The organism is Halopseudomonas sp. Lyrl_26, from assembly GCF_051948695.1.
Classification (GTDB): domain Bacteria; phylum Pseudomonadota; class Gammaproteobacteria; order Pseudomonadales; family Pseudomonadaceae; genus Halopseudomonas; species Halopseudomonas formosensis.
This window is the reverse complement of the sequence record NZ_JAYJLH010000002.1, coordinates 215,842-240,904: the sequence shown is the minus strand read 5'-3', so window position 1 is coordinate 240,904 and position 25,063 is coordinate 215,842. Positions and strand designations below refer to the sequence as shown.

Sequence of the window (25,063 nt, the reverse complement as noted above, 5' to 3'; positions counted from 1 at the left end):
GTCGGCGTTACTTCGAGGCTTCCAGCGCCTGTTCCAGATCCGCGAGAATGTCGTCGATATGCTCGATACCGATCGACAACCGCACCAGATCCCGCGGCACACCGGCCTCTTCCAGCTCCTCGTCACTCAGCTGACGGTGGGTAGTGGAAGCCGGATGACAGGCCAGGGACTTGGCATCACCGATGTTCACCAGACGCAGCACCAGTTGCAGCGCATCGATGAAACGTGCCCCCGCTTCCTGCCCGCCCTTGATGCCGAAGGACAGGATCGCCGCCGGCTTGCCCCCCATGTAGCGCTGGGCCAGTTCATGCTCGGGATGATCGGGCAGCCCGGCATATTTCACCCAGGCCACCTGCGGATGCTGCTGCAGGTACTCGGCCACCCGCTGCGCGTTATAGCAGTGACGCTCCATGCGCAGGCTGAGGGTTTCCAGACCCTGCAGGATCAGGAAGGCGTTGAAGGGTGACAGCGCCGCGCCCATGTTGCGCAGCGGCACTACCCGGCAGCGGCCGATGAAGGCCGCCGGGCCGAAGGCCTCGGTATAGACCACGCCGTGGTAGGAGGCATCCGGGGTGTTGAGCAGCGGGAAGCGCTCCTTGTGGTCTGCCCAGGGGAACTTGCCCGAGTCCACCACCATGCCGCCGATGCTGTTGCCGTGCCCGCCGATGTACTTGGTCAGGGCATGCACCACGATATCCGCACCATGCTCGAAGGGCCGGCACAGCACTGGCGTGGCCACGGTGTTGTCGACAATCAGCGGCACGCCGTGACGGTGAGCCGCATCGGCCAGCGCCTTCAGATCGATGATGTTGCCCGCCGGGTTGCCGATCGACTCGCAGAACACCGCCTTGGTGTTCTCGTCGATCAGCGCTTCCATCGCGGCAATATCGTCATGGGGCGCAAAACGAACCTCGATACCCTGACGAGGCAGGGTATGGGCGAACAGGTTGTAGGTACCGCCGTACAGCTTGGCGGTGGACACAATGTTGTCGCCCACCCCGGCAATGGTCTGGATCGCGTAGGTGATGGCCGCCATGCCGGAAGCCACCGCCAGCGCACCGACACCACCCTCCAGGGCAGCGACCCGCTGCTCCAGCACATCGTTGGTCGGATTCATGATCCGCGTGTAGATGTTGCCGGGCACCTTGAGATCGAACAGATCCGCCCCGTGCTGGGTGCTGTCGAACGCATAGGATGTGGTCTGGTAGATGGGCACCGCCACGGCCTTGGTCGTCGGATCGGGGCTGTATCCAGCGTGTATTGCCAGGGTTTCGAGCTTCATTCTTGTTGGACTCCCTTGTCTTGGTGATCGTCAGCCCTGGGCGACGACCGCGTTCGGATCATGATACTTGGCCGACAGCTCGTGCACTGCCTCGATGAACACGCCAGCGTGTGCCGGGTCCACCTCCGGGGTTATGCCGTGACCGAGGTTGAACACATGGCCGGTACCCTTGCCGTAACTGGCCAGAATGCGCTCCACCTCGTCGCGGATGGCCTTGGGGTTGGCATAGAGTACGGTCGGATCCATGTTGCCCTGCAGCGCCACCTTGGATCCCACCCGGGAACGGGCTACACCGATGTCCATGGTCCAGTCCAGCCCCACGCCATCGGCGCCGCAGTCGGCGATGCTCTCCAGCCACAGGCCACCGTTCTTGGTGAAGACGATGGCCGGCACCCGGCGTCCGTCGTGCTCGCGGATCAGGCCGGCAACAATCTTGCGCATGTAGGCCAGGGAGAACTTCTGGTAGGCATCGGCGGACAGGTTGCCGCCCCAGGTATCAAAGATCTGCACGGCCTGGGCACCGGCACGAATCTGGGTATTCAGGTAGCTGATCACCGAGTCGGCCAGCTTGTCCAGCAGCAGGTGCACCGCCTCGGGCTGGTCATACATCAGCGCCTTGATCTTGCGGAAGTCCTTGGACGAGCCGCCTTCAACCATGTAGGTGGCCAGGGTCCAGGGGCTGCCGGAGAAGCCGATCAGCGGCACGCGACCATTGAGTTCACGGCGGATGGTACGCACGGCGTCCATGACATAGCCCAGATCCTTGTCCGGATCGGGGATGGGCAGTGCCTGGATATCGGCCAGGGTGTCGATGCGCTTGCGGAAACGCGGACCTTCGCCGGTCTCGAAGTGCAGGCCCAGGCCCATGGCATCGGGAATGGTCAGGATGTCGGAAAACAGGATGGCCGCATCCAGCGGGTAGCGCTCCAGTGGCTGCAATGTTACCTCGCAGGCCATCTCCGGGTTCATGCACAGCCCCATGAAATCCCCGGCGCGGGCGCGGGAGGCGCGGTACTCGGGCAGGTAACGACCCGCCTGGCGCATCATCCACACCGGCGTGACATCCACAGGCTGGCGCATCAGCGCACGCAGAAAACGGTCATTCTTCAGTTCAGACATGAATTCGGTACTCAGTTGCGTAAATGGCAACCATTGTAACCGTTATCGCGCCGAATATAAGGGCTGCTGCGGCAAAGGGGCGCGGCCGGACGGAACTCTCCAGCCCAGCTCGGCGCCAACCACACTCCAGCAAATGAAATGAGCCTCAGACCTCGAGGTAATCCAGAATTCCCTCGGCAGCCTGCCGCCCTTCCCAGATGGCGGTGACCACCAGATCCGAGCCGCGGACCATGTCGCCACCGGCGAAGACCTTCGGGTTGCTGGTCTGGAACTTGTATCTGGCCTGTTCCGGGGCGATGACCCGGCCCTGACCGTCTACCTGCACCTCTACATCGGCGAACCAGGGCGCCGGACTGGGGCGGAAGCCGAAGGCGATGATGACCGCGTCGGCAGGCAGGATCTGCTCCGATCCGGGAATCGGCTCGGGGCTGCGACGCCCCTTGGCATCCGGCTCGCCCAGGCGAGTCTCGATGACCTTGATCCCTTCGACCTTGCCGTTGCCGACGATTTCGATCGGCTGACGGTTGAACAGGAAGTGCACACCCTCATCCCGGGCATTCTTCACTTCTTTGCGCGAGCCGGGCATGTTCTGCGCGTCACGGCGGTAGGCGCAGATCACCGATTCGGCACCCTGACGGATCGAGGTACGGTTGCAGTCCATAGCGGTGTCGCCACCGCCGAGCACCACCACGCGCTTGCCCTTCATGTCGATGAAGTCCTCAGGCGATTTCTCGAAACCCAGATGGCGGTTGACGTTGGCCACCAGGAAATCCAGCGCATCGTGAACGCCGGGCAGATCCTCGCCGGGGAAGCCGCCCTTCATGTAGGTGTAGGTGCCCATGCCCATGAACACGGCATCGTATTCCTCCAGCAGCTGCTCCATGCTGATATCGCGACCGATCTCGGTGTTCAGGCGGAACTCGATACCCATGCCGGTAAAGACTTCACGGCGGCGCGCCATCACGCTCTTTTCCAGCTTGAACTCGGGGATACCGAAGGTCAGCAGGCCGCCGATTTCCGGGTTGCGGTCGAATACCACCGGCTTGACGCCGGCACGTACCAGCACGTCGGCACAACCCAGCCCGGCCGGGCCGGCACCTATGATGGCGACCCGCTTGCCGTTGGGCTTGACCTGGGACATGTCCGGCCGCCAGCCCATGGCGAAGGCGGTGTCGGTGATGTACTTCTCGACCGAGCCGATGGTAACCGCGCCGAAGCCGTCATTCAGAGTACAGGCCCCCTCGCACAGACGGTCCTGCGGACAGACGCGACCACAGACTTCCGGCAGGGTGTTGGTCTGGTGAGACAGCTCTGCCGCCTCGATGATGTTGCCCTCGGAAACCAGCTTCAGCCAGTTCGGGATGTAGTTGTGTACCGGACACTTCCACTCGCAGTAGGGGTTGCCGCACTCCAGGCAGCGGTGCGCCTGCTCGGAGGCCTCCTGCGGCTTGAACAGCTCGTTGATCTCGATAAAGCGGGTCTTGCGCTGCCGCAGCGGACGCTTCTTCGGCTCCTGCCGACCCACTTCGACAAATTGGAAGTCGTTGTTCGGACGCTCTGCCATGTTCCACCTCTTCACTGCCGGTGCGCCGCAGCGCACCAGCGAAATTTCATTGTCACCCAGCCCCTTACTGCGGGTTGGCCAGCGTGGTTTTCAGCAGAGCACGCAGGCTCGCTGCCTTGGGCTTGACCAGCCAGAAGCGGCGGATATGGTTGTCCAGGTCTTCAAGTACCTCGGCACCCCAGGCGCTGCCGGTTTCCGCCACGTACTCAGTGAGCACACCGGTCAGGTGGCTGCGGTAGGCCTCCATGGCCTCCCCGCTGATCCGCTGCAGCTCGACCAGTTCGTGGTTCAGGCGGTCGAAGAAGCTGTTGTCCAGATCCAGCACGTAGGCGAAACCACCGGTCATGCCCGCACCGAAGTTGTAGCCGGTACGACCCAGCACGCAGACCATGCCGCCGGTCATGTATTCACAGCAGTGGTCGCCGGCGCCTTCGATGACCGCGTGACAGCCCGAGTTGCGCACCGCGAAGCGCTCACCGGCAACCCCGGCGGCGAACAACTTGCCGCCGGTGGCGCCATACAGGCAGGTGTTGCCGATGATGGCGGTCTGTTCCGAGCGGAAGGCACTGCCCGCCGGCGGAGTGATGACCAGCTTGCCGCCGGTCATGCCCTTGCCGACATAGTCGTTGGCGTCCCCTTCCAGGTACATGTTCAGTCCGCCCACGTTCCATACCCCGAAGCTCTGTCCGGCAGTGCCCTTGAAGCGGAAGGTGATGGGCGCGGCAGCCATGCCCTGGTTGCCGTGACGCCGGGCGATCTCGCCGGATACCCGGGCACCGATCGAACGGTCGCAATTGGTGAGGGTCATCTCGAAGTCGCCACCGTTCAGACCTTCGATTGCCGGCATGGCCATTTCCACCATGCGCTCGGCGGTCAGCCCCTGGTCGAAGGGCTTGTTGCCCTCGACCTGGCAGTACTGCGGCCGGTCGGCAGGTACCAGGTCGCTGTGCAGCAGCGGGCGCAGGTCCAGCCCCTGCTGTCGGCTGGTGTTGCCGGGCAGGATCTCCAGCAGGTCGGTACGGCCGATCAGATCTTCCAGGCGGCGAACGCCCAGTCTGGCCATCCACTCGCGGGTTTCCGTCGCCACATAGGTGAAGAAGTTCATCACCATCTGCACGGTGCCGATGTAGTGGTTGTCACGCAGATTGCGGTTCTGGGTGGCGACACCGGTGGCGCAGTTGTTCAGGTGGCAGATGCGCAGATACTTGCAGCCCAGGGCAATCATCGGCGCCGTCCCGAAGCCGAAGCTCTCGGCGCCGAGGATGGCGGCCTTGATCACGTCAAGACCGGTCTTCAGACCGCCGTCGGTCTGCACCCGCACCCGGCCACGCAGCTCGTTGCCGCGCAGGGTCTGGTGGGCCTCGGACAGCCCCAGCTCCCAGGGCGATCCGGCGTACTTGATGGAGGTCAGCGGCGAGGCGCCGGTGCCACCGTCATAACCGGAGATGGTGATCAGGTCGGCATAGGCCTTGGCCACACCGGCAGCGATGGTACCGACGCCGGGCTCGGCGACCAGCTTGACCGAGACCAGGGCCTGGGGGTTGACCTGCTTGAGGTCGAAGATCAGCTGCGCCAAGTCCTCGATCGAGTAGATGTCATGGTGCGGCGGCGGCGAGATCAGAGTTACGCCGGGCACCGCGTAGCGCAGCCGGGCAATCAGCTCATTGACCTTGCCACCGGGCAGCTGCCCGCCCTCGCCGGGCTTGGCGCCCTGGGCGAGCTTGATCTGCAGCACTTCGGCATTGACCAGGTATTCGGCGGTGACGCCGAAGCGACCGGAGGCCACCTGCTTGATCTTGGAGGTGCGGATGCTGCCATAGCGCGCCGGATCCTCACCACCTTCACCGGAGTTGGAGCGTGCGCCCAGACGGTTCATCGCCTCGGCAATGGCTTCGTGGGCCTCGGGCGACAGAGCCCCCAGGGAGATACCGGCCGAGTCGAAGCGCTTGAACAGCGACTCCAGCGGCTCGACCTCATCCACCGGAACAGGCTCGACGTCGGTACGCAGCTGCAGCAGGTCGCGCAGGGTGGCCACCGGACGCTGGTTGACCAGCGCGGCGTACTCCAGGTACTTGTCGTAGCTGTCGCCCTGCACCGCGTCCTGCAATGCACGCACGATGTCCGGGTTGTAGGCGTGATATTCGCCGCCATGCACGAACTTCAGCAGACCGCCCTGCTGTATGGTCTTGCGCGGGTTCCAGGCTTCAGCTGCCAGCAGCGCCTGATCGGCCTGCAGATCACGGAAACCGGCGCCCTGGATACGGCTGGGCACCCCGCGGAAGCAGAGGTCGACGACCTCATCGGCCAGGCCCACAGCCTCGAACAGCTGGGCACCACGGTAGGAAGCCACGGTGGAGATGCCCATCTTCGACAGGATCTTCAGCAGCCCCTTGGAGATGCCCTTGCGGTAGCTCTTGAATACCTCGTAGAGGTCGCCGATGACCTCGCCGGTGCGGATCAGATCGGCCAGCACCTCGTAGGCCAGATAGGGGTAAACCGCCGAGGCGCCGAAGCCGATCAGCACCGCGAAATGATGCGGGTCGCGGGCGGTGGCGGTATCCACCAGAATGTTGCAGTCGCAACGCAGGCCGCGGGCTACCAGGTGATGGTGCACCGCGCCGACGGCCAGCGCGGCATGCACCGGCAGCTTGCCACGGGTGATGGCGCGGTCACTGAGCACCAGCAGGGTCTTGCCGGCACGTACCGCGGCCTCGGCCTGCTCGGTGATGGCGGCAATCGCCGCCCCCAGGGGCACGCTCTCGTCGAAATTCAGGTCGATGCGCTCGTGGGCGAAGCCGGGGCGCTCGAGCTGCATCAGCGTCCGCCACTTGGCCGGGGAGACCACAGGGCTGCTGAGAATGGCCCGATTGGCATGATCCGGCGTTTCCTCGAAGACATTGCGCTCGGCACCCAGACAGGTTTCCAGGGACATCACCACCGCCTCGCGCAGCGGGTCGATGGCCGGGTTGGTCACCTGGGCAAACTGCTGGCGGAAGTAGTCATAGACCGAACGCACCCGGCCGGACAGCACAGCCATGGGGGTATCGTCACCCATGGAGCCCACTGCCTCCTGGCCGTTCTCGCCGAGCGGGCGCAGTACCTGGTCGCGCTCCTCGAAGCTGACCTGGAACATCTTCATGTATTCCTGCAGCGGCTCCGGCGCCAGGAACTCGTCGGCCGCATCGCGATCATCCAGGGTGCCCTGGATGCGCAGGGCGTTCTGCTTCAGCCACTTGCGATAGGGGTGGCGCGACTTCAGGCGGTTGTCCACCTCATCGGTATGCAGCACCTCGCCGGTATGGGTGTCCACCGCCAGGATCTGGCCGGGACCGACCCGGCCCTTGCTGATCACGTCCTCGGGGCTGTAGTTCCATACGCCGATTTCCGAGGCCAGGGTGATGTAGCCGTTGCGGGTGATGACGTAGCGGGCCGGGCGCAGGCCGTTGCGGTCAAGCAGACAGACTGCGTGGCGGCCTTCGGTCAGCACGATGCCGGCCGGACCGTCCCAGGCCTCCATGTGCATGGAGTTGAATTCGTGGAAGGCACGCAGGTCGGCATCCATGGTCTCCATGTTCTGCCAGGCCGGCGGCACTATCATGCGCACCGCGCGGAACAGGTCCATGCCCCCGGTCAGCAGCAGCTCGAGCATGTTGTCCATGCTCGACGAATCGGAACCGGTGACGTTGACCAGCGGCGCCAGACTTTCCAGGTCCGGCAGCAGCGGATTGGCGAACTTGGTACGCCGCGCCTGGGCCCAGTTGCGGTTGGCGGTAATGGTGTTGATCTCGCCGTTGTGCGCCAGCAGGCGGAACGGCTGGGCCAGCGGCCAGCGCGGCAGGGTATTGGTCGAGAAGCGCTGATGGAAAACACAGATAGCCGTCTGCATGCGCTCGTCGCCGAGATCCGGATAGAAGCTGGGCAGGTCCGCCGGCATCATCAGCCCCTTGTAGGAGATGACATTGGCGGACAGGCTGCAGACATAGAAGTCGGCCTCGCTCTGAAGGGCGATTTCCACCTTGCGGCGAACATAGAACAGACGGATCGCGAACTGCTGCTCGTCCAGCCCCTCGCCACCCAAAAATACCTGGCTGATGGCAGGCAGGCTGCTCAAAGCCAGCGGGCCGAGCACGCTCTCGTCGATCGGCACCTGACGCCAACCCACGACGCGCAGGCCCTGATCAGCTGCCGCGGCGGCAAAGGCTTCACGGGTACGCTGCTGAGCAGCCTCATCCTTGCCAAGGAAAATCATGCCCACCGCGTAGCGGGACGGCAGCTCCTGCCCCAGCTCGTCCCGCGCCACGGCGCGCATGAACTGATCGGGCATCTGCAGCAGCAGTCCGCAACCGTCGCCGGTGCGGCCATCGGCATTGATACCGCCCCGGTGGGTCATGCAGGTCAGGGCATCAATGGCGGTTTTCAGCAGGTGATGACTGCTCTGGCCCTGCATATGGGCGATCAGACCGAAACCGCAGTTATCCTTGAATTGATCCGGTTGATAGAGGCCTTTGTGCATAAATACGCTCTCGAGAATCGATGTGTTTCTGAGGCTTGCCGACAACCGGCGGACCTTCGCCAAGGGCCATCACCACGCCTGGAATGCCCTGATTCTACACAGCGGCATGTCGCGTCACAATAATTTTTGCCGCAAAAACATATGCAAATGTCGTAAAAAGGAATGCTTTTTTATTTTGATGTCGTTTTTTTGAACCAGCATGGTGCATGCACCATTCGCATGCACCAGCAAAGTGCATGACCGGAAGGTCATGAACCGAGCACGAAGAGCAAAGAGAGAGAAAAACAATGAGGGGAAGAGTAAGAGGAACGGAAGGCCCCAGGCCGACCCACAGCTGCGGGTCGGCCTGGCGAGGCGCGCTTCAGCGCAGGGATTGCTGAATGCTGGCCATGCTGCGCGGCCAGGGCTTCTGCTTGCGCAGCGACTCGGGCAACCGGGCAGCCCCCTGCTGGGCCTGGGCACGACTGGCATAGGCACCCTGGGTCACGACATACCAGGGCTGGCCCTCATGGACGGTCTCGAAAAGCCCCATATCCGCGACGCCGGACTGCGCCCGGATGAAGTCCAATGCCGCCTGACGGGAACGGGTCCCCAGCACCTGCAGCGCATACTGGCTGGCCGGTCGCTGACGATACCAGGCCGCGCCGTGGGGCTCGGCTGAAGCACGGGGGGCTGCCTGCACTTCCACAGCAGGAGCGCTGCTCACCGGAGCACTGCTCGTTGCCGGCGTGGCAGCCACGGGGGCCGCAGCAACAGGTGTCGACTCCAGCACCGGCGTCGATGCCGTCGGAGCCGCCGAGGCAGGTGCCGTTCCACCCCCGGGCGGAACCGGCGGAGCCGCTACCACCGCAGGGACCTCCACCCGGGGCGGCTCGGGCATGGGCAGAGGCGGCGGAAGTTCGCCACCAGCTGACGGGCGGGCCGCAGCTGCAACAGGTGCGGGTGCGGACACCATTTCAACGTCAGCTGTTGATTCGGCGTCCTGCTCCTCGGCAATCCGTTCGAGCGCACTGGAGGAATCTCCGGGCATCTGCAGCACTGCAGCGCCGGTTCCGGCAGTAACATCCACGCTGGCCACCGGCTCGGGCAGATTCAGCACCGTCTGGGTAGGCGCCGGCTCCTCGCCACCCATCATCCATGCGATGGCAACCCCGACACCTACCAGAACCAGCGCGACAACCGAACGCAGGGGAAAACCGGAGCGTCTGGATGGCACTGGCCGGATGTCCTGCTCAACCTCCTCCAGCATGACCTGACGAGCCGCCTCGTTGACCGCACCCGGCCACCCGCCGCTCAGCTCATGGATTCGCGCGACCTGCTGATCATCAAGCAACTCGATGCCCTGCCCCGCACCTTCCAGTCGCTGGGCCAGATAGGCTCGCGTCTCTTCCAGGGTAAAGGACGGCATATCCACCAGCTGCAGCCAGGCGCGCTCTGCCGGCATGCTCACCGACTCCAGCTTCTCGACAATGCTGTCTTCGGCGAACAGGAAAACCCGAGGCGCCGCCCTTCCGGACTGGCTGATATCTGCGAGCATCTGCAGGGCATCCTGCTGCAGGCAATGGGCATCGTCCACCACCAGATAGATCTGCATGCCTGTGGCGTGGAGCTGTGAGGAGCGCTCCAGCAAGTCGTCGATGTCAGTGACCCCGAGTGCCTGACAGATCAGCTTCTGCAGCCCATCCTCGGTCGCATACTCGCGCCCGGAGGTGACCACACATTGAACTTTTTCCCGGTTGCAACTGGCTACCAGTGCCTGGCGCAACAGCGTCTTGCCTGCCCCGGTGGGGCCGATCACCACCTGTAATTGCTCGGAAAAATGCGCCATGTGGTGGAGCTGGGCGAGAACCGGCTTGCGGCCGGGCGTAAAGAACCTGAACCCCGGCGGTCGCGCGGCAAAGGGGTCATGCTGCAATTGGTAATGAAGAAGAAAATCCTCGGTACTGCTCAATTCGTCCGCCCTCACGTTCCTTCGCCCCTTATTGTCCAATTCCGGCCAGAACGGTATCCAGCGCAGATCCATCGAACGCACCAGTCACCACCGCCTGCCCCAGCTGCTGCAGCAGCACCAGGCGCAACTGGCCGTCCAGCACTTTCTTGTCGACGGACATCAGCCGCCGGAAATCCTCGGCTCGCATGCCCGGCGGGGGCGTGATCGGCAACCCTGCAGCAGCGATGATGTTCCGTGCACGCTGGCGATCCTGATCGGTCAGCCAACCGAGCTCCGCCGACATGTCCAGAGCCATGACCATGCCTGCACCCACCGCCTCGCCATGCAGCCAGCTGCCATACCCCTGATGGGCCTCTATCGCATGGCCGAAGGTATGACCGAGATTGAGGATCGCACGTACGCCGCCCTCTCGCTCATCTGCAGCCACCACCTCGGCCTTGATCGCACAGGAACGGTGGATGGCCCTGGTAATCAGTCCCGGCTCCAGCGCGCGCAGCCCCTCCATGTGGTCTTCCAGCCATTGCAGGAATTCGCGGTCACGGATCAGCCCATACTTGATGATCTCCGCCAGCCCCGCACTGACCTCCCTGGCCGGAAGCGTGGCCAGGGTATCGGTGTCTATCAATACCGCCCTGGGCTGGTAGAAGGCGCCGATCATGTTCTTGCCGGCGGGATGATTGATACCCGTCTTTCCGCCTACCGACGAGTCAACCTGTGACAGCAGGGTGGTGGGGATCTGGATGAAGTCCACGCCGCGCTGATAGCAGGCGGCAGCGAACCCGGTCATGTCACCGATCACGCCGCCACCGAGGGCTATCAGGGTGGTGCGCCGATCGTGACGGGCCCCCAGCAGTGCATCGAAAATCTGCTGCAGGGTAGCCCAGTTCTTGAACGCCTCGCCGGTGGGCAGGACCACCGAAAGCAGGGAATAGTCCGACAGGGTCCGGCGCAACCGCTCAAGATACAGCGGCGCGACCGTATCGTCGGTTACGACACAGACCTGACGGCCAGCGATATGGGGCTTGAGCAGCTCAGCCTGGTCAAGCAGGCCACTGCCAATATGGATGGGATAACTACGATCACCGAGATCAACGGTCAATTGCTGCATGGAACTCTCCCTGACAATCCCGCTAGGATACATCAGTCCCGCCCTCGCAGGGCAGAGCACCACTCAGCCTGCGCTCCGCTCCAACTCCGCGACGATGGCATTGACCACCACCTTGGGGCCACGCTGGTCGGTATCTATGATGAGGTGCGCTATCTCGCGGTACAGGGGATCGCGCTTGGCCATCAGGTCCCGAAGCACCTTTTCCGGATCCGCCGTCTGCAGCAGGGGCCGCTGGCGATCCTTGGCGGTACGCTGGAGTTGCTGCTCGACACTGGTGCGCAGATAGACCACCAGCCCGTTTTCACCCAGCGCACGACGATTGGACTCGCGCATGACCACACCGCCGCCAGTGGCCAGAACGATACCCTGTTCCTGCACCAGCTCGGCGATCATGGCTTCTTCACGTTGACGAAAGCCGTCCTCCCCTTCCACATCGAAGATCCAGGGAATATCGGCTCCGGTTCTGGCTTCGATCTCCCTGTCAGAATCCTTGAAGGGATAACCAAGCTCCTTGGCCAGCAGGCGCCCGATGGTACTCTTTCCTGCCCCCATCGGGCCTACCAGAAACACATTACGCAACGGGATTACCTGGCAAGACTGATAGCTCCGTTGTTGATGATACGCGGGGTCAGGAATACCAGCAGTTCGGTTTTGCTTTCGAAGGTAAGATCACGACGGAAGGCGCGGCCGACCACCGGAAGATCCCCCAGGAAGGGCACCTTCTCCTGACTCTTCTGGGACTCACTGGAGAATACCCCGCCGATCACTATGGTTTCACCATCGGCTACCAGAATCTTGGCGTTGACCTCATTCTTGCGGATGGTCGGTACGCCGTTAACCTGGTTGGTAAAGTCAGGCTCGTCCTTGGTCACGATGACATCCATGATCACCTGGTTATCCGGCGTGATCTGCGGGGTCACTTCCAGCGACAGCACTGCCTCGGCAAAGGCGGTTGTGGTAGCACCACTGGAGCTGGCTTCCTGATAGGGAATCTCCGAACCCTTGAGGATCTTCGCGGTTTCCTTGTCGGAAGTCACTACCTTGGGCTGGGAGATAATCTCGCCGTTACCGGAACTTTCCATCGCTGACAGTTGCAGGTCGAGGATGGCGTTATCGGTGATGAAGCCAATACCGATACCGGAAGTGGCACCGATCACGCCCATATCAACAAAGGGAATGTTCAGCGGAATTTCCGGGATACCCAAAAAGCCTGCAGTTGTATCCTGAATGGTTTCGGTTCTGACTTCCTGAGTCCCATCAATGGGGTTGGTGTAGATATACTCACGCTCACGTGGGTTAGGGTTATCCACAACCCCCATCCGCGCTTCACGGTTGGTACCGCCGTACCCGTTGAAACGTCTGCCCAGGTTGACGTTACCACCCCAGCGTACGCCCAGCGCCTTGTCGAAACCGACGTTGGCTTCCACGATACGCGCCTCGATCATCACCTGACGAACCGGGATATCCAGCTGGGTAACGATGCGGCGCAACTCATCCAGGCGCTCCTGGGTTTCCAGAGCGATGATGCTGTTGGTACGGTCATCCACAGTAATGGACCCGCGCTGCTCGCTGCCGGCGGTAACCGAGGCAAACAGGGAGGCAATATCCGATGCCTTGGCGTAGTTGACCTGAATCAGTTCACGACGCAACGGCGCCAGTTCGGCGATCTGCTTCTGGGATTCCAGCTCCTGACGTTCACGCGCGGCAATTTCTTCCGCCGGAGCTACCAGCAGCACGTTGCCGATCTTGCGCTTGTCCAGCCCCTTGGTCTTGAGTACCAGATCCAGCGCCTGATCCCAGGGCACGTTCTGCAGGCGCAGGGTGATGCTGCCCTGGACGGTATCACTGGCCACCAGGTTAAGGTCGGTGAAGTCGGCAATCAGCTGCAGCACCGAACGCACCTCGATGTTCTGGAAGTTCAGCGACAGCTTCTCGCCTGTGTAGTTGAAGGCATCAGCCCGGCGCTGCTCGATCTGACTCTGGGTCAGCGGCTTGATGCTGACGATCAGACGGTTGTCTGCTTGGTACACCAGATGCTCGTAGAGACCGGTGGGCTCGATATTGATGGTCGCATCCTGGCCGGAGGTGCTGGCGTTGATGAAGTTCACCGGCGTGGCGAAGTCCTTCACATCCAGGCGCACGCGCAGCTCATCAGGCAGCTGGGTAGCGGGGAAATTGAGGCGGATGCGGCCGCCCTGCTCCTGCACATCGACACGGATGCTCGGATCGGAGAGGTCGACGATGACGTTGCCTTCACCCTGATCGCCACGCTGGAAGTCCAGGCTGCGGATGGAACGCGCACCGGACACAGCTGCCGGGCTGGATACCGCCGGCTCGTTGGCACCGCGCCAGTTACTGGCACTGGCCTGAGCAGGCACGGAAGTTGCCGCAGCTGCGGTATAACCGGGGGCCTCGCTGGCACCAACCATCACGTAGAGGCTGTTGCCCTCAGCGCGGGTTGCATAGGGGGCCAGATCGGTGAGATTGATGATCAGACGGGTACGATCATTGGCCTCGACCACTGTGAGGCTGCGGGTATTGCCCAGTCCCAGTTCACGGCTGCGTTCACCCAGGCGGTTCTTCACCCCTGGCAGGTCGATGGCGATACGGGCCGGCTGGTCGATGGTGTAGCCCTTGGGCGTACTGGTCACCGGCTCGTCGAAGGTCAGTTTCAGCTCCACCCGATCACCGGGCAGTGAGGCGACATCGAGTTTCTGGAGATCGGCGGCCAGAGCCAGCGGGCTGAGCAGCGCCAGTACGGCTGCGATTGAAAAATTCCTGGTCAGAGGCATTTGATTGCGTTCCACGCGCGACTTTTTACAGTTCATGTTATCTCTCCCTGGTTGACCTTATCCGCGCTCAGCCAAGCTGAGGGTACGCGGTCGCTCCAACCAACCACCTTCACCATCCGGGACTATTTCAACAACATCGACACGGCCCTCTTCGATGCTGGTGACCCGGCCGTGGTTGCGGCCCAGGTAGTCGCCGATCTTGACTCGATGCACACTGCCGGCGCCGCGAATCAGCGCCTGCATGCCCTGCCGATTGCTCAGCACACCGACCATCTCGAAGCCTTCGATGTTGAAGCCTTCGAGGAACTGTCTGGGGCGATCCTCATCCGGCTTGATGTCCTTGGAGCCTCTTTCGCGCTGGCTCAGATCGATCCGGACCGGGGGTTGGAAAGGGCTCCGCAGCGAGCTGGCACTGTAAGTGAATGCCTCATAGGGAATAACCTGCGGCAATGGCTCGATATTGCCGGCGGGGCGCGCCCGCACCTCCTCCATGTAGGCCTGCAGGTCACTGAAATCGTTACCACCACAACCGGTCAGCAGCGCCGCCCCGAGCAGCAATGCGCAGCCTCCGAAAGGTCTGAACAGGCTCATTGCTGACCTCCCGATTCGTTGTAGCGATAGGTCTTGGCCACTATGTTCATCTTCAGCAGGTCGGGATTGCCTTCGGACACCGGCTTAATGTCGAAATCGTGCAGCGTGACGATACGCGGCAGACCGGCGACGCTGCTGACGAAGGTGGCGATATCATGGTAATTGCCCTGCACTACGATTTTGATCGGCAGCTCGATGTAGAACTGACGTTCAACTTCCGGTTGCAGGGTGATGGACTCAAACTCCAGACCACTGTTGAGTCCCATCTGGGTGATGTCCTCCAGCAGACCGGGAACCTCGGTATCACTGGGCAGCTGCTTGAGCAGGGTGCCGAACCTGTCCTCGATCTCGATCAATTGCTCCTTGTAGGCGTCCAGGTTGGCAGCCTTGAAGGACTTGTCAGAGAACTCCTTGCGCAGGGTGGCTTCCTGGGCTTCGGTGCGCTCGAGCTGCGCCTGAAGGTCCTTGAGATGGAACTGATAGCCGAGAAACAGAAGCACTGCGAACAGCAACGCTGCCACAATGACCTTGAGTGCACCCGGCCAGGACCCGATATTGTTGAAGTCAAGGTCGTTGAAATCGACCTTCTTCAGACTTTCCATGGATTGAGCAAAACTCATTGCTGCTGTTCTCCCTCAGCGGCGTTCGCGCCCGGCTCGGTCTGACGGACCGACATCTCGAACACGTTGGCCTGATCCAACGCTCCCTGGGTGACCGCCTTGACGGCGGTCAGGTTGGGCGAGGCCAGCCAGTCGGAGGCATCCATCTGACGCATCAGATTGGACACGCGACTGTTGGACTCCGCCCCACCCTTGATGCCGATCACGGATCCCTTCATGTCCACCGAGGTGAAGTACACACCGTCGGGCAAGGTACGGACCATCTCATCAAACACGCGGACAATGATCGGGCGATTGCCCTGCAGGTCCTGAATGATCTTCATGCGCTCCAGCAGCTGGCTGCGCCGGGCCTGCAACTGCTCGATCTCCTTGATGCGACCATCCAGCAACCGGATTTCCTTGCGCAGGAACTCGTTGCGGGCGTTCTGATGATCAATCTTGCCGTTGATCGTACGGTCGCCGAGAAAGACCAGCAGCCCGGCGACAATAACGATGAGGGCCAGAATGGACAGGAACTGCTTCTTGCGCTCTTCCCTGAGCTGCTCGCGCCAGGGTAACAGGTTAATGCGAGCCATCAGTCGAAACTCCTCATTACCAGACCACAGGCGATCATCATTGCCGGAGCGTCATTACTGAGCGCAACCGCATTCACCTTGTTCGAGAGGGTCATGTTTGCAAAGGGGTTGGCCACCACAGTGGTGGTTCCGAGCTTCTGCTGGATCAGCTGATCCAGCCCCGGAATCGACGCGGTGCCACCGGCCAGGAGGATGTAGTCGACGTCGTTGTATTGCCCGCCGGCAAAGAAGAACTGCAGTGAGCGCGAGACCTGCTGCACCACAGCTTCCTTGAAGGGTTGCAGGACTTCGGTTTCGTAATCGTCGGGCAGGCCGCCCTGTTTCTTGGCACGGCCAGCCTCTTCCTGGGACAGACCATAACGGCGCTGGATCTCGTCGGTCAGCTGCTTGCCACCGAACAGCTGCTCGCGGGTGTAGATGGTCCGCCCCTGGCTCAGCACGCTCAGCGTCATCATGGTGGCGCCGACGTCGATGACCGCGATGGTCATTTCCCCGGGGTCGCCGTCCAGCTGATCGATGATCAGTTCGCAGGCTCGCTCCATGGCATAGGCCTCGACCTCGACTATTTTGGTCTCCAGTCCGGCCAGGGCCAGCGCCGCCTCGCGGATGTCGACGTTCTCACGTCGGCAGGCGGCCAGCAGCACCTCAACCCGGTCGGGGTTGCGAGGCGAAACGCCCTGGACTTCGAAGTCCAGCGCCACTTCGTCGAGAGGATAGGGAATGTACTGATCGGCCTCGAGGGCGATCTGCTCTTCCATCTCGTTCTCATCGAGCCCGGCATCCATCTCGATGACCTTGGTGATCACCGCGGAGCCTGCCACCGCCACCGCCGCCTGTTTCAGCGAGGTACGCGAACGGGACAGCACCTTCTGCAAGGTCTGTCCGACGCTCTCGAGTTCGACGATATTCTTTTCGGCTACCGCACCTGGTGGGAGAGGTTCAACCGCATACGATTCCACTTTGTAGCGGTTCCCTGATCGGCTGAGTTCCAGCAACTTCACTGTCGTGGAGCTGATATCGATACCCAGCAACGCGTTCGATTTTTTCTTTAGGAGCCCTAGCACAGCCAATTTCCTATCAGCATCCGCCACTTACGGGCGGTTCATATTTGACCACATTAAATAACAGTCCTTGTTCCAGCGCAAATGGCTAAAAGGAAAAAAATCAGCTTATAATGCGGACTGTTAACCCGTTCTCAACACCATCTTCCGTAAACAGCTTTTTCAAACAGGGAAATGATCAATCCCTCATGCGCCTGCTAATTGTTCTCTTCTGGTTGCTGGCCGCCGCTGCGAGTGGTCCCCTGCTCGTGCTCAGCGGTGTTGCACTCTACCTCAGTCCGGCCCTACCCGATGTAGATACACTGCGCGATGTCAAATTGCAAACTCCTTTGCGAGTTTACAGCAAAGATCACAAGCTGATTGCCGAGTTCGGCGAAATGCGTCGACTGCCCATTACTTTCGAACAGATCCCGCAGGGCTTCATCGACGCCCTTCTGGCCGCGGAAGATGACAACTTCCTCAACCACCACGGGGTGGATCCTGTCAGCCTGCTGCGGGCCGCGTCGGAGCTGATCAGCACAGGGCAGATCCAGACGGGCGGCAGCACCATCACCATGCAGGTCGCCAAGAACTACTTCCTCTCCAGCGACAGGGTGTTTTCCCGCAAGCTCAACGAGATTCTCCTGGCGCTGCAGATCGAGCGTCAGCTGAGCAAGCGCGAGATCTTCGAGCTGTACGTGAACAAGATCTACCTGGGCAACCGCGCCTATGGCATCGAAGCGGCAGCCCATGTGTATTACGGCAAGCCCATCGCCGAGCTGCCGCTGGCGGACCTGGCGATGATCGCCGGACTGCCGAAAGCCCCGTCGGCCTTCAATCCGGTGGCCAATCCGGAGCGTGCCCGCATCCGCCGGGACTGGATCCTGGGCCGCATGCTGCAGCTGGGAAGCATTGACCGGGCCGCCTACGACGAAGCCATTGCGACCCCGGTGACGGCCCGTTATCACGGCTCCAATCCCGAGCTCGAAGCCCCCTATGTTGCCGAAATGGCGCGCCTGGAGATGATCGAACGGTTCGGAACCAGCGCCTATACCGACGGCTATCACGTGTACACCACGGTGGACAGCCAGCTGCAGACCCAGGCCAATCGTGCCCTGCGCGAAGGTCTGCTGGCCTACGATCAGCGCCATGGCTACCGCGGCCCCGAGGCCCGGCATCCGGATCTGCGGGACGATCAGCTTATCTCGGCGATTCGCAATCTGCCCAGCCTCGGCGGACTGCGCCCGGCCATCGTCAGCGCAGTCGGTGATGACGCCGTCAGCGTCCTTCTGCGCAACGGCGACCTCGGCACCATCGCCTGGGAGAACATGCGCTGGGCCCGCCCCTATCTCAGCGCCAACAGCATGGGCCCCAACCCGCGCAAACCCGCCGACGTGCTGCAACGTGGCGACGTCATCCGCGTGCAGCCCCTGGAGGAGTCCGGACAGTACCGCCTCACCCAGCTGCCCGAAGCCCAGAGCGCCCTGGTCAGCCTCTCCCCCCAGGACGGCAGCATACAGGCGCTGACCGGCGGCTTTTCCTTTGTACAGAGCAACTACAACCGGGTCACCCAGGCCCGCCGCCAACCGGGGTCGGCGTTCAAGCCCTTCCTGTATGCTGCCGCTCTGGACCATGGCTATACCCCGGCCAGCCTGACCAACGACGCTCCTCTGGTGTTCAACGATGGTCACCAGGCCGAAGACTGGCGTCCACGCAACGCCGGCGGTGACTTTCTCGGCCCCATACGTCTTCGCGAAGCGCTGTACCGGTCACGCAATCTGGTTTCCGTGCGGCTGATGATGGATATCGGTGTGGATGAGGCCCTGAGCTACATCGAACGCTTCGGCTTCAACCGCAGCGACCTGCCCCGCCACCTGTCCGCCTCACTGGGTACACCGGAACTGACCCCGCTGCAGATTGCCACCGGCTATGCGGTGATCGCCAATGGCGGTTATGCGGTCAAGCCCTGGCTGATCGAGCGCATCGAGAACAGCGAGCGGCAGGTCATCGATTTCGGTCGCCCCGCGGTAGCGCCGGAGGCAGTGGCGGTGCACCAGCGGCGCATCCTTGCCTATGTCGGTCTGGATGCGCCGACCAGTTCAACCCAGGTGCAGACCGCAGAGCAGGTCATCGACCCGCGGACCATCTACCAGCTCAACAGCATGCTGCAGGATGTGATCACCCGCGGCACTGCCTCCCGCGCCCGGGAGCTGCAGCGCAGAGATCTGGCCGGCAAGACCGGCACCACCAACGATCAGAAGGACGGCTGGTTCTCCGGCTACAACGGCGACTACGTCACCACGGTCTGGGTCGGTTTCGACCAGCCTGCGCCCCTGGGCCGTCGGGAATACGGCAGCACTACCGCCCTGCCGATCTGGTCCCAGTTCATGGCAGCAGCCCTGGCCGGCCGCCCGGAACACAGCCAGCCGCAACCCGAAGGTCTGGTCAGCGTACGCATCGACCCCTACACCGGACGCACCGCACGGCCCGGCACTCCCGGCGCCCTGCTGGAGATATTCAAGGAAGAGGACATGCCGCCGTCCTACAGCGAGCTGGAGATCGGTGGCTATATCAGCGAAGACGCTCTGACTCCCCTCGAGCTCTTCTGAGCGGCCGGGCCTGCGCCCGGCCAGTTGATCCCGCCTTATTCGCAATCCCTATCTTGCTGTTTTTACAATCCGATCGCTTTAATCTCAGCTGTCATACCAGACAATAAGAAAACAGGTGACGACATGCATGAGCGCGATTACCTCGGGCGCCTTCACCAGCTGCAACAGGCCGCCTGGCCCGCAGGCCACGCCCGTGAACCGCAGTACCCCCTGGGTCAGCGCCCTCTCACCCATTACCTGCAGCACTGGGCAAAGGCCACCCCAGACAAACCTGCGGTGCGTTTCTACGGCTACGACCTGAGCTATGCCGAGCTGGATGACCTGAGCAGCCGCTTCGCCAGCCTGCTGCTGGACAAGGGCGTACAGCCAGGTGACCGGGTCGCGGTCTACCTGCCCAACTGCCCGCAGATGCATATCGTGTTCTACGGCATCCTCAAGGCCGGCGCCGTGCATTGCCCGGTCAGCCCCATGGCCATGCCGATGGAGCTGGCCTATCAGGTCAAGGATTGCGGCGCTCAGGTGATTGTCAGCTTCGATCAGCTGCTGCCGGTGGTGCGCCAGGTGGCCGATGACTGCCGGTTGCGCCTGATCATCAGCACCAGTCTGTCGGAGCTGTGCCCCGCCGAGCCACCCTTCCCGGTGCCCGATCTGCTGCTGGCACCCAAGCTACCGCTAACCGACAGCCTCGACCTGATGCCCGCACTGGCCGCCACCACGTCCCGCGAGCTGCCCGAACCGGGCCTGGATGATATCGCCGCCCTCAACTACACCGGAGGCACCACCGGCCTGCCCAAGGGCTGCATCCACACCCACGGCCACATGCTCTACACCTGCGCAAGCTTCCTGCCCGCCGCACTGGGACTGGACAGCGACAGGGTGAGTCTGAATTTCATGCCCGAGTTCTGGATAGCAGGGGAAAACGCCGGCCTGCTGTTCCCGGTGTTCGGCGGGACCACCCTGGTGCTGCTGGCCCGCTGGGATGCTCTGGCCTTCATGGGCGCGGTCCAGCATTACCGGGTCAACCATACCGGCCTGCTGGTGGACAGCGCGGCGGAGATCCTCGATCACCCGCAATGCCGCGAGTTCGATTTCAGTTCGCTGCAGGTCACCAGCTGCGTCTCCTTCATCAAGAAGCTCACCCCGGAATACCGCCGCCGCTGGCGTGAACTGACCGGCTGCACCCTGTTCGAGACCAGCTTCGGCATGACCGAAACCCACACCTGCGACACCTTTACCGCCGGGCTGCAGGAGGACGATTTCGACCTGAAGTCCGCGCCCACCTTTGTTGGCCTGCCGGTGCCCGGCACCGAGTTCAAGGTCTGCGACTTCGAGACCGGCGAGCTGCTGCCGCTGGGCAGCGAGGGCGAGCTGTGCGTACGTTCCCCGTCCCTGCTCAAGGGCTACTGGAACCGCCCCGAGGCCAGTGCCGAGGCGCTGCGCGATGGCTGGCTGCACACCGGCGACAGCGGCGTGATCACCGAACAGGGCTTTATCCGCTACCTCGGCCGGCGCAAGGAAATGCTCAAGGTCAACGGGATGAGTGTGTTCCCTGCGGAGCTCGAGGCCATGCTCGGTCAGCATCCCGACCTGCTGGCCTCGGCGGTGATCGGCCGCCCCGACGAGCGCCGGGGCGAGATGCCGCTGGCCTTCGTGGTAGCCAAGCCCGGCAGCGGCCTGACCGCCGAAGCCCTGACCGACTGGTGCCGGGAGGTCATGGCCAGCTACAAGGTGCCGGAAATCCGCATTGTTGAAAGCCTGCCGATGACCGCCACCGGCAAGGTCAAGAAGAACGAACTCAAGGACTGGATCTGATGCCCTTCCAACGCCTGCTGATTGCCAACCGCGGCGAGATCGCCGTCCGAATCGCCCGCGCCGCCGCCGAGCTGGATATACCCAGCGTCGCCATCTACTCCGAGGACGATGCCGCCTGCCTGCATCTGCGCAAGGCGGATCAGGCCGTACCCCTGCGCGGCCGCGGTGCCAGCGCCTATCTGGATATTGCCCAGATTGTCGCGCTGGCCCGGGAGCAGGGCTGCGATGCCATCCATCCCGGCTACGGCTTCCTCAGCGAGAGCGCCGAGCTGGCCCGCGCCTGCGCCGAGGCGGGCATCACCTTCATCGGCCCGGACGCCCGGGTACTGGAACTGTTCGGCGACAAGGCTCAAGCAAGACAGCTGGCCCAGCGCGAGGGCGTACCCGTGGTCCAGGGTACCGAGCAGGCCACCACGCTGGAGCAGGCGCAGGCCTTCATCAAGGCACTGCCGGCGGGCACCCCGGTGCTGCTCAAGGCGCTGGCCGGGGGTGGCGGCAGGGGCATGCGGCTGGTCACCGACCTCTCCCAGCTGCCGGACGCATTCGAGCGCTGCAGCTCCGAAGCGCGGGCCGCCTTCGGCAATGGCGAGCTCTATATCGAGCGGCTGATTCCCCGTGCCCGGCATATCGAGGTGCAGATCGCCGGTGACGGCCAGCAGGTCAGCCACCTGTGGGAGCGGGAATGCAGCCTGCAGCGCCGTCATCAGAAGGTCATCGAAGTGGCGCCGGCACCGGGGCTGGATCCCGACCTGCGCCGGCGACTGCTGGACGCCGCCTGCACCCTCACCGCGGCGGTCGGTTATCGCGGCCTGTGCACCGTCGAGTTTCTGGTCGACGAGGACAGCGGCGACTTCGTATTCATGGAAGCCAACCCGCGGATCCAGGTCGAACACACGGTGACCGAAGCCGTCACCGGGCTCGATCTGGTCCAGCTGCAGATACGCCTGGCCGCCGGGGCCAGCCTGGCCCAGCTCGCCCTGGAACAGGCCCGCGTACCTGCGCCCCGAGGCTTCGCCGTGCAGCTGCGGATCAATCTGGAAGCCATGCAGGCGGACGGCAGCGCCCGCCCCACCGGCGGCACCCTGAGCGCCTACGAGCCGCCGGGCGGCCACGGCATTCGCGTCGATGGCTACGGCTACAGCGGCTACACCACCAACCCCGGCTTCGACTCGCTGCTGGCCAAGCTGATCGTGCATGCCGATGCGGACTACCCCGCCACCCTGCGCCGGGCCTATCGCGCCCTGTGCGAGTTCCGGCTGGAGGGCGTGCCCAGCAACCTGCCCTTCCTGCAGAGCCTGCTGCAGCACCCGGAGGTGCAGGCCAACCGGGTCACCACCGGTTTTATCGACAGCCACGCCGCCGCACTGCTGGCCGCGGCCGGCCAGCCGCACCCGACCCTGTTCGCCACCGGCGGCGCCGCAGCCACCGCCCTGCAGACGGACCGAGCAGCCGCCCCGGAGGGCTGCCGCGCCCTGTCCGCGCCGGTACAGGGGGTACTGGTCAGCCTTCAGGTGCAACCCGGCGACAGCGTCGCCGCCGGCCAGCAGATCGCCGTGATGGAGGCGATGAAGATGGAATTCGAGGTCAGGGCCGATTGCGCAGGCGTCATCCGCGCCCTGCAGGCCAGCCCGGGGGACAACCTGTTTGAAGGCGCGCCCCTGGCATTCATCGAGCCCAGCGCGACAGGCAAGGAGCAGGTCACCACCGAGGAGCAGATCGACCTGGCGCATATCCGCGCCGACCTGCAGGAAGTGCTGGACCGCCAGGCCCAGCTCACCGACGCCCAGCGCCCCGAGGCCGTGGCCCGCCGCCGCAAGACCGGCCAGCGTACCGCCCGCGAGAACCTGGCCGACCTGCTGGATGAAGGCAGTTTCATGGAGTACGGCGCCTTTGCCCTGGCCGCCCAGCGCACCCGCCGCAGCCATGAGGAGCTGCTGAAGATGAGCCCGGCCGACGGCCTGATCGCCGGCATCGGCACGGTCAACGCCGACAAGTTCGGCGCCGAAACCGCCCGTTGCATGGCCATGGCCTATGACTACACGGTATTCGCCGGTACCCAGGGGGTGATGAACCACAAGAAAACCGACCGCATGCTGGAGCTGGCCGAGCAGTGGCGCCTGCCGCTGGTTTTCTTCACCGAAGGCGGCGGTGGCCGCCCCGGGGATGTGGACAAGGTCGGCGTCGCCGGGCTGGACTGCACCACCTTCATGCGCATGGCCCGGCTCAGTGGCAAGGTGCCGCTGGTGGGCGTGGTATCGGGTCGCTGCTTTGCCGGCAACGCCGCCCTGCTCGGCTGCTGCGATGTCATCATAGCCACCCGCAATGCCACCATCGGCATGGCCGGACCGGCCATGATCGAAGGCGGCGGCCTGGGCAGCTATACCCCCGAGGAGGTCGGGCCGACCAGCATGCAGGCACCCAACGGCGTGATTGATGTGCTGGTCGAGGACGAAGCCGAAGCCACCCGGGTGGCCAAACAGTACCTGTCCTACTTCCAGGGCGATCTGCCCGGCGGCGAGTGCGTCGATCAGCGCCTGCTGCGCCACCTGATTCCGGAGAACCGCCTGCGCGTCTACGACATCCGCCAGGTCATCGAAGCGCTGGCCGATACCGGCTCGGTGCTGGAACTGCGCCGGCAGTTTGCCCCCGGCATGATCACCGCGCTGATCCGCATCAATGGCAAGGCCTTCGGCCTGATTGCCAACAACCCCATGCATCTGGGCGGCGCCATCGATGCCGCCGGCGGCGACAAGGCCGCCCGTTTCATGCAGCTGTGTCAGGCCCATGGCCTGCCCATGGTCTCCCTGTGCGACACCCCCGGCTTCATGGTCGGCCCGGACTCGGAGCGCCAGGCCACGGTGCGCCATGTCTCGCGCATGTTCGTCACCGCCGCCAGCCTGAGCATTCCCTTCTTCACCGTGGTGCTGCGCAAGGGCTACGGTCTGGGCGCCCAGGCCATGGCCGCCGGCAGCTTCCATGCACCCATGTTCACCATCGGCTGGCCGAGCAGCGAGTTCGGTGCCATGGGGCTGGAGGGCGCGGTGCGGCTGGGCTTTGCCAAGGAGCTGGCAGCGCTGGAAGACCCGGCTGAACAGCAGGCGCTGTTCGACAGGCTGGTGGGCGAGCTCTATGCACGGGGCAAGGGCCTGAGCATGGCCAGTTTCCTCGAGATAGACGCGGTCATCGACCCGCTGGAAACCCGCGACTGGCTGCTGCGCGGGCTAAGCTCGGCGCCACCGGAGTCGTTGCGGGCGGGGACCAGACCGTTTGTGGATACCTGGTAGTCACTGTTTCTGCCCCTGGGGCGTGCTGCGCACGCCGTTCGCCCCGAGGGCGGGGCTCCTACGATTCGGAAGTGGGATTGGTTTTGGTGTAGGAGCACCGCCTCGGTGCGAACGGGCGGGCACGCATTCGCACCCGAGGCGGGTGCTCCTACGGTCCGGGGTTGGGTTTGGTTTTGTTGTAGGAGCCCCGCCCCCGGGGCGAA

General features: G+C 63.3%; 15 protein-coding genes. 3 read left to right on the top strand and 12 right to left on the bottom strand.

Annotated features, from left to right (window positions below):
• Positions 1 to 7: 7 nt before the first annotated feature.
• The 12 genes from VF673_RS04445 to VF673_RS04390 all read right to left on the bottom strand — a co-directional run bounded on the left by VF673_RS04445 (position 8) and on the right by VF673_RS04390 (position 17,179).
• Complete coding sequence (locus VF673_RS04445) at positions 8 to 1,282, bottom strand: bifunctional O-acetylhomoserine aminocarboxypropyltransferase/cysteine synthase (protein WP_440291044.1); 1,275 nt, start codon at positions 1,280 to 1,282, stop codon at positions 8 to 10.
• Positions 1,283 to 1,312: 30 nt separating this feature from the next.
• Positions 1,313 to 2,401 (bottom strand): uroporphyrinogen decarboxylase, encoded by a 1,089-nt coding sequence (gene hemE / locus VF673_RS04440; protein ID WP_440291043.1) that lies wholly within the window; start codon positions 2,399 to 2,401, stop codon positions 1,313 to 1,315.
• Between the two features lie 145 nt (positions 2,402 to 2,546).
• Positions 2,547 to 3,965, bottom strand: a complete 1,419-nt coding sequence (locus VF673_RS04435; RefSeq protein WP_440291042.1) for an FAD-dependent oxidoreductase — start codon at positions 3,963 to 3,965, stop codon at positions 2,547 to 2,549.
• Between the two features lie 64 nt (positions 3,966 to 4,029).
• The gene (gene gltB, locus VF673_RS04430; RefSeq protein ID WP_440291041.1) at positions 4,030 to 8,478 is read right to left on the bottom strand and encodes a glutamate synthase large subunit; all 4,449 of its coding nucleotides are present in this window, start codon (positions 8,476 to 8,478) and stop codon (positions 4,030 to 4,032) included.
• Between the two features lie 361 nt (positions 8,479 to 8,839).
• Positions 8,840 to 10,429, bottom strand: a complete 1,590-nt coding sequence (locus VF673_RS04425; protein WP_440291040.1) for an AAA family ATPase — start codon at positions 10,427 to 10,429, stop codon at positions 8,840 to 8,842.
• A gap of 28 nt (positions 10,430 to 10,457) precedes the next feature.
• Complete coding sequence (aroB, locus tag VF673_RS04420) at positions 10,458 to 11,537, bottom strand: 3-dehydroquinate synthase (protein ID WP_440291039.1); 1,080 nt, start codon at positions 11,535 to 11,537, stop codon at positions 10,458 to 10,460.
• Positions 11,538 to 11,600: 63 nt separating this feature from the next.
• Entirely contained in the window at positions 11,601 to 12,116 is a 516-nt protein-coding gene (aroK, locus tag VF673_RS04415; RefSeq protein WP_440291038.1) for a shikimate kinase AroK, read from the bottom strand.
• A gap of 5 nt (positions 12,117 to 12,121) precedes the next feature.
• On the bottom strand, positions 12,122 to 14,329 hold the full coding sequence (pilQ, locus tag VF673_RS04410; RefSeq protein WP_440291144.1) for a type IV pilus secretin PilQ: 2,208 nt from the start codon (positions 14,327 to 14,329) through the stop codon (positions 12,122 to 12,124).
• Positions 14,330 to 14,386: 57 nt separating this feature from the next.
• Positions 14,387 to 14,920, bottom strand: coding sequence for a type 4a pilus biogenesis lipoprotein PilP (gene pilP, locus VF673_RS04405; protein ID WP_440291037.1), 534 nt, complete (start codon positions 14,918 to 14,920; stop codon positions 14,387 to 14,389).
• The gene (locus VF673_RS04400; RefSeq protein ID WP_440291036.1) at positions 14,917 to 15,540 is read right to left on the bottom strand and encodes a type 4a pilus biogenesis protein PilO; all 624 of its coding nucleotides are present in this window, start codon (positions 15,538 to 15,540) and stop codon (positions 14,917 to 14,919) included. The genes pilP and VF673_RS04400 overlap by 4 nt, the downstream gene beginning before the upstream one ends.
• A complete protein-coding gene (locus VF673_RS04395) occupies positions 15,537 to 16,115 on the bottom strand; it encodes a PilN domain-containing protein (protein WP_090538751.1) in 579 nt (192 codons plus the stop codon). Before VF673_RS04395 ends, VF673_RS04400 begins: the two co-directional genes overlap by 4 nt.
• Entirely contained in the window at positions 16,115 to 17,179 is a 1,065-nt protein-coding gene (locus VF673_RS04390; protein ID WP_440291035.1) for a pilus assembly protein PilM, read from the bottom strand. Before VF673_RS04390 ends, VF673_RS04395 begins: the two co-directional genes overlap by 1 nt.
• Positions 17,180 to 17,364: 185 nt before the next feature.
• Between VF673_RS04390 and VF673_RS04385 the strand changes: the two genes are divergently transcribed.
• The 3 genes from VF673_RS04385 (at position 17,365) to VF673_RS04375 (ending at position 24,860) form a co-directional block, all read left to right on the top strand.
• Positions 17,365 to 19,764: a penicillin-binding protein 1A gene (locus tag VF673_RS04385; protein WP_440291034.1), complete on the top strand. Its 2,400-nt coding sequence runs from the start codon at positions 17,365 to 17,367 to the stop codon at positions 19,762 to 19,764.
• 123 nt (positions 19,765 to 19,887) lie between these two features.
• Entirely contained in the window at positions 19,888 to 21,576 is a 1,689-nt protein-coding gene (locus VF673_RS04380) for an AMP-binding protein (protein WP_440291033.1), read from the top strand.
• Complete coding sequence (locus tag VF673_RS04375; protein ID WP_440291032.1) at positions 21,576 to 24,860, top strand: carboxyl transferase domain-containing protein; 3,285 nt, start codon at positions 21,576 to 21,578, stop codon at positions 24,858 to 24,860. The genes VF673_RS04380 and VF673_RS04375 overlap by 1 nt, the downstream gene beginning before the upstream one ends.
• The last annotated feature ends 203 nt before the right edge of the window (positions 24,861 to 25,063 follow it).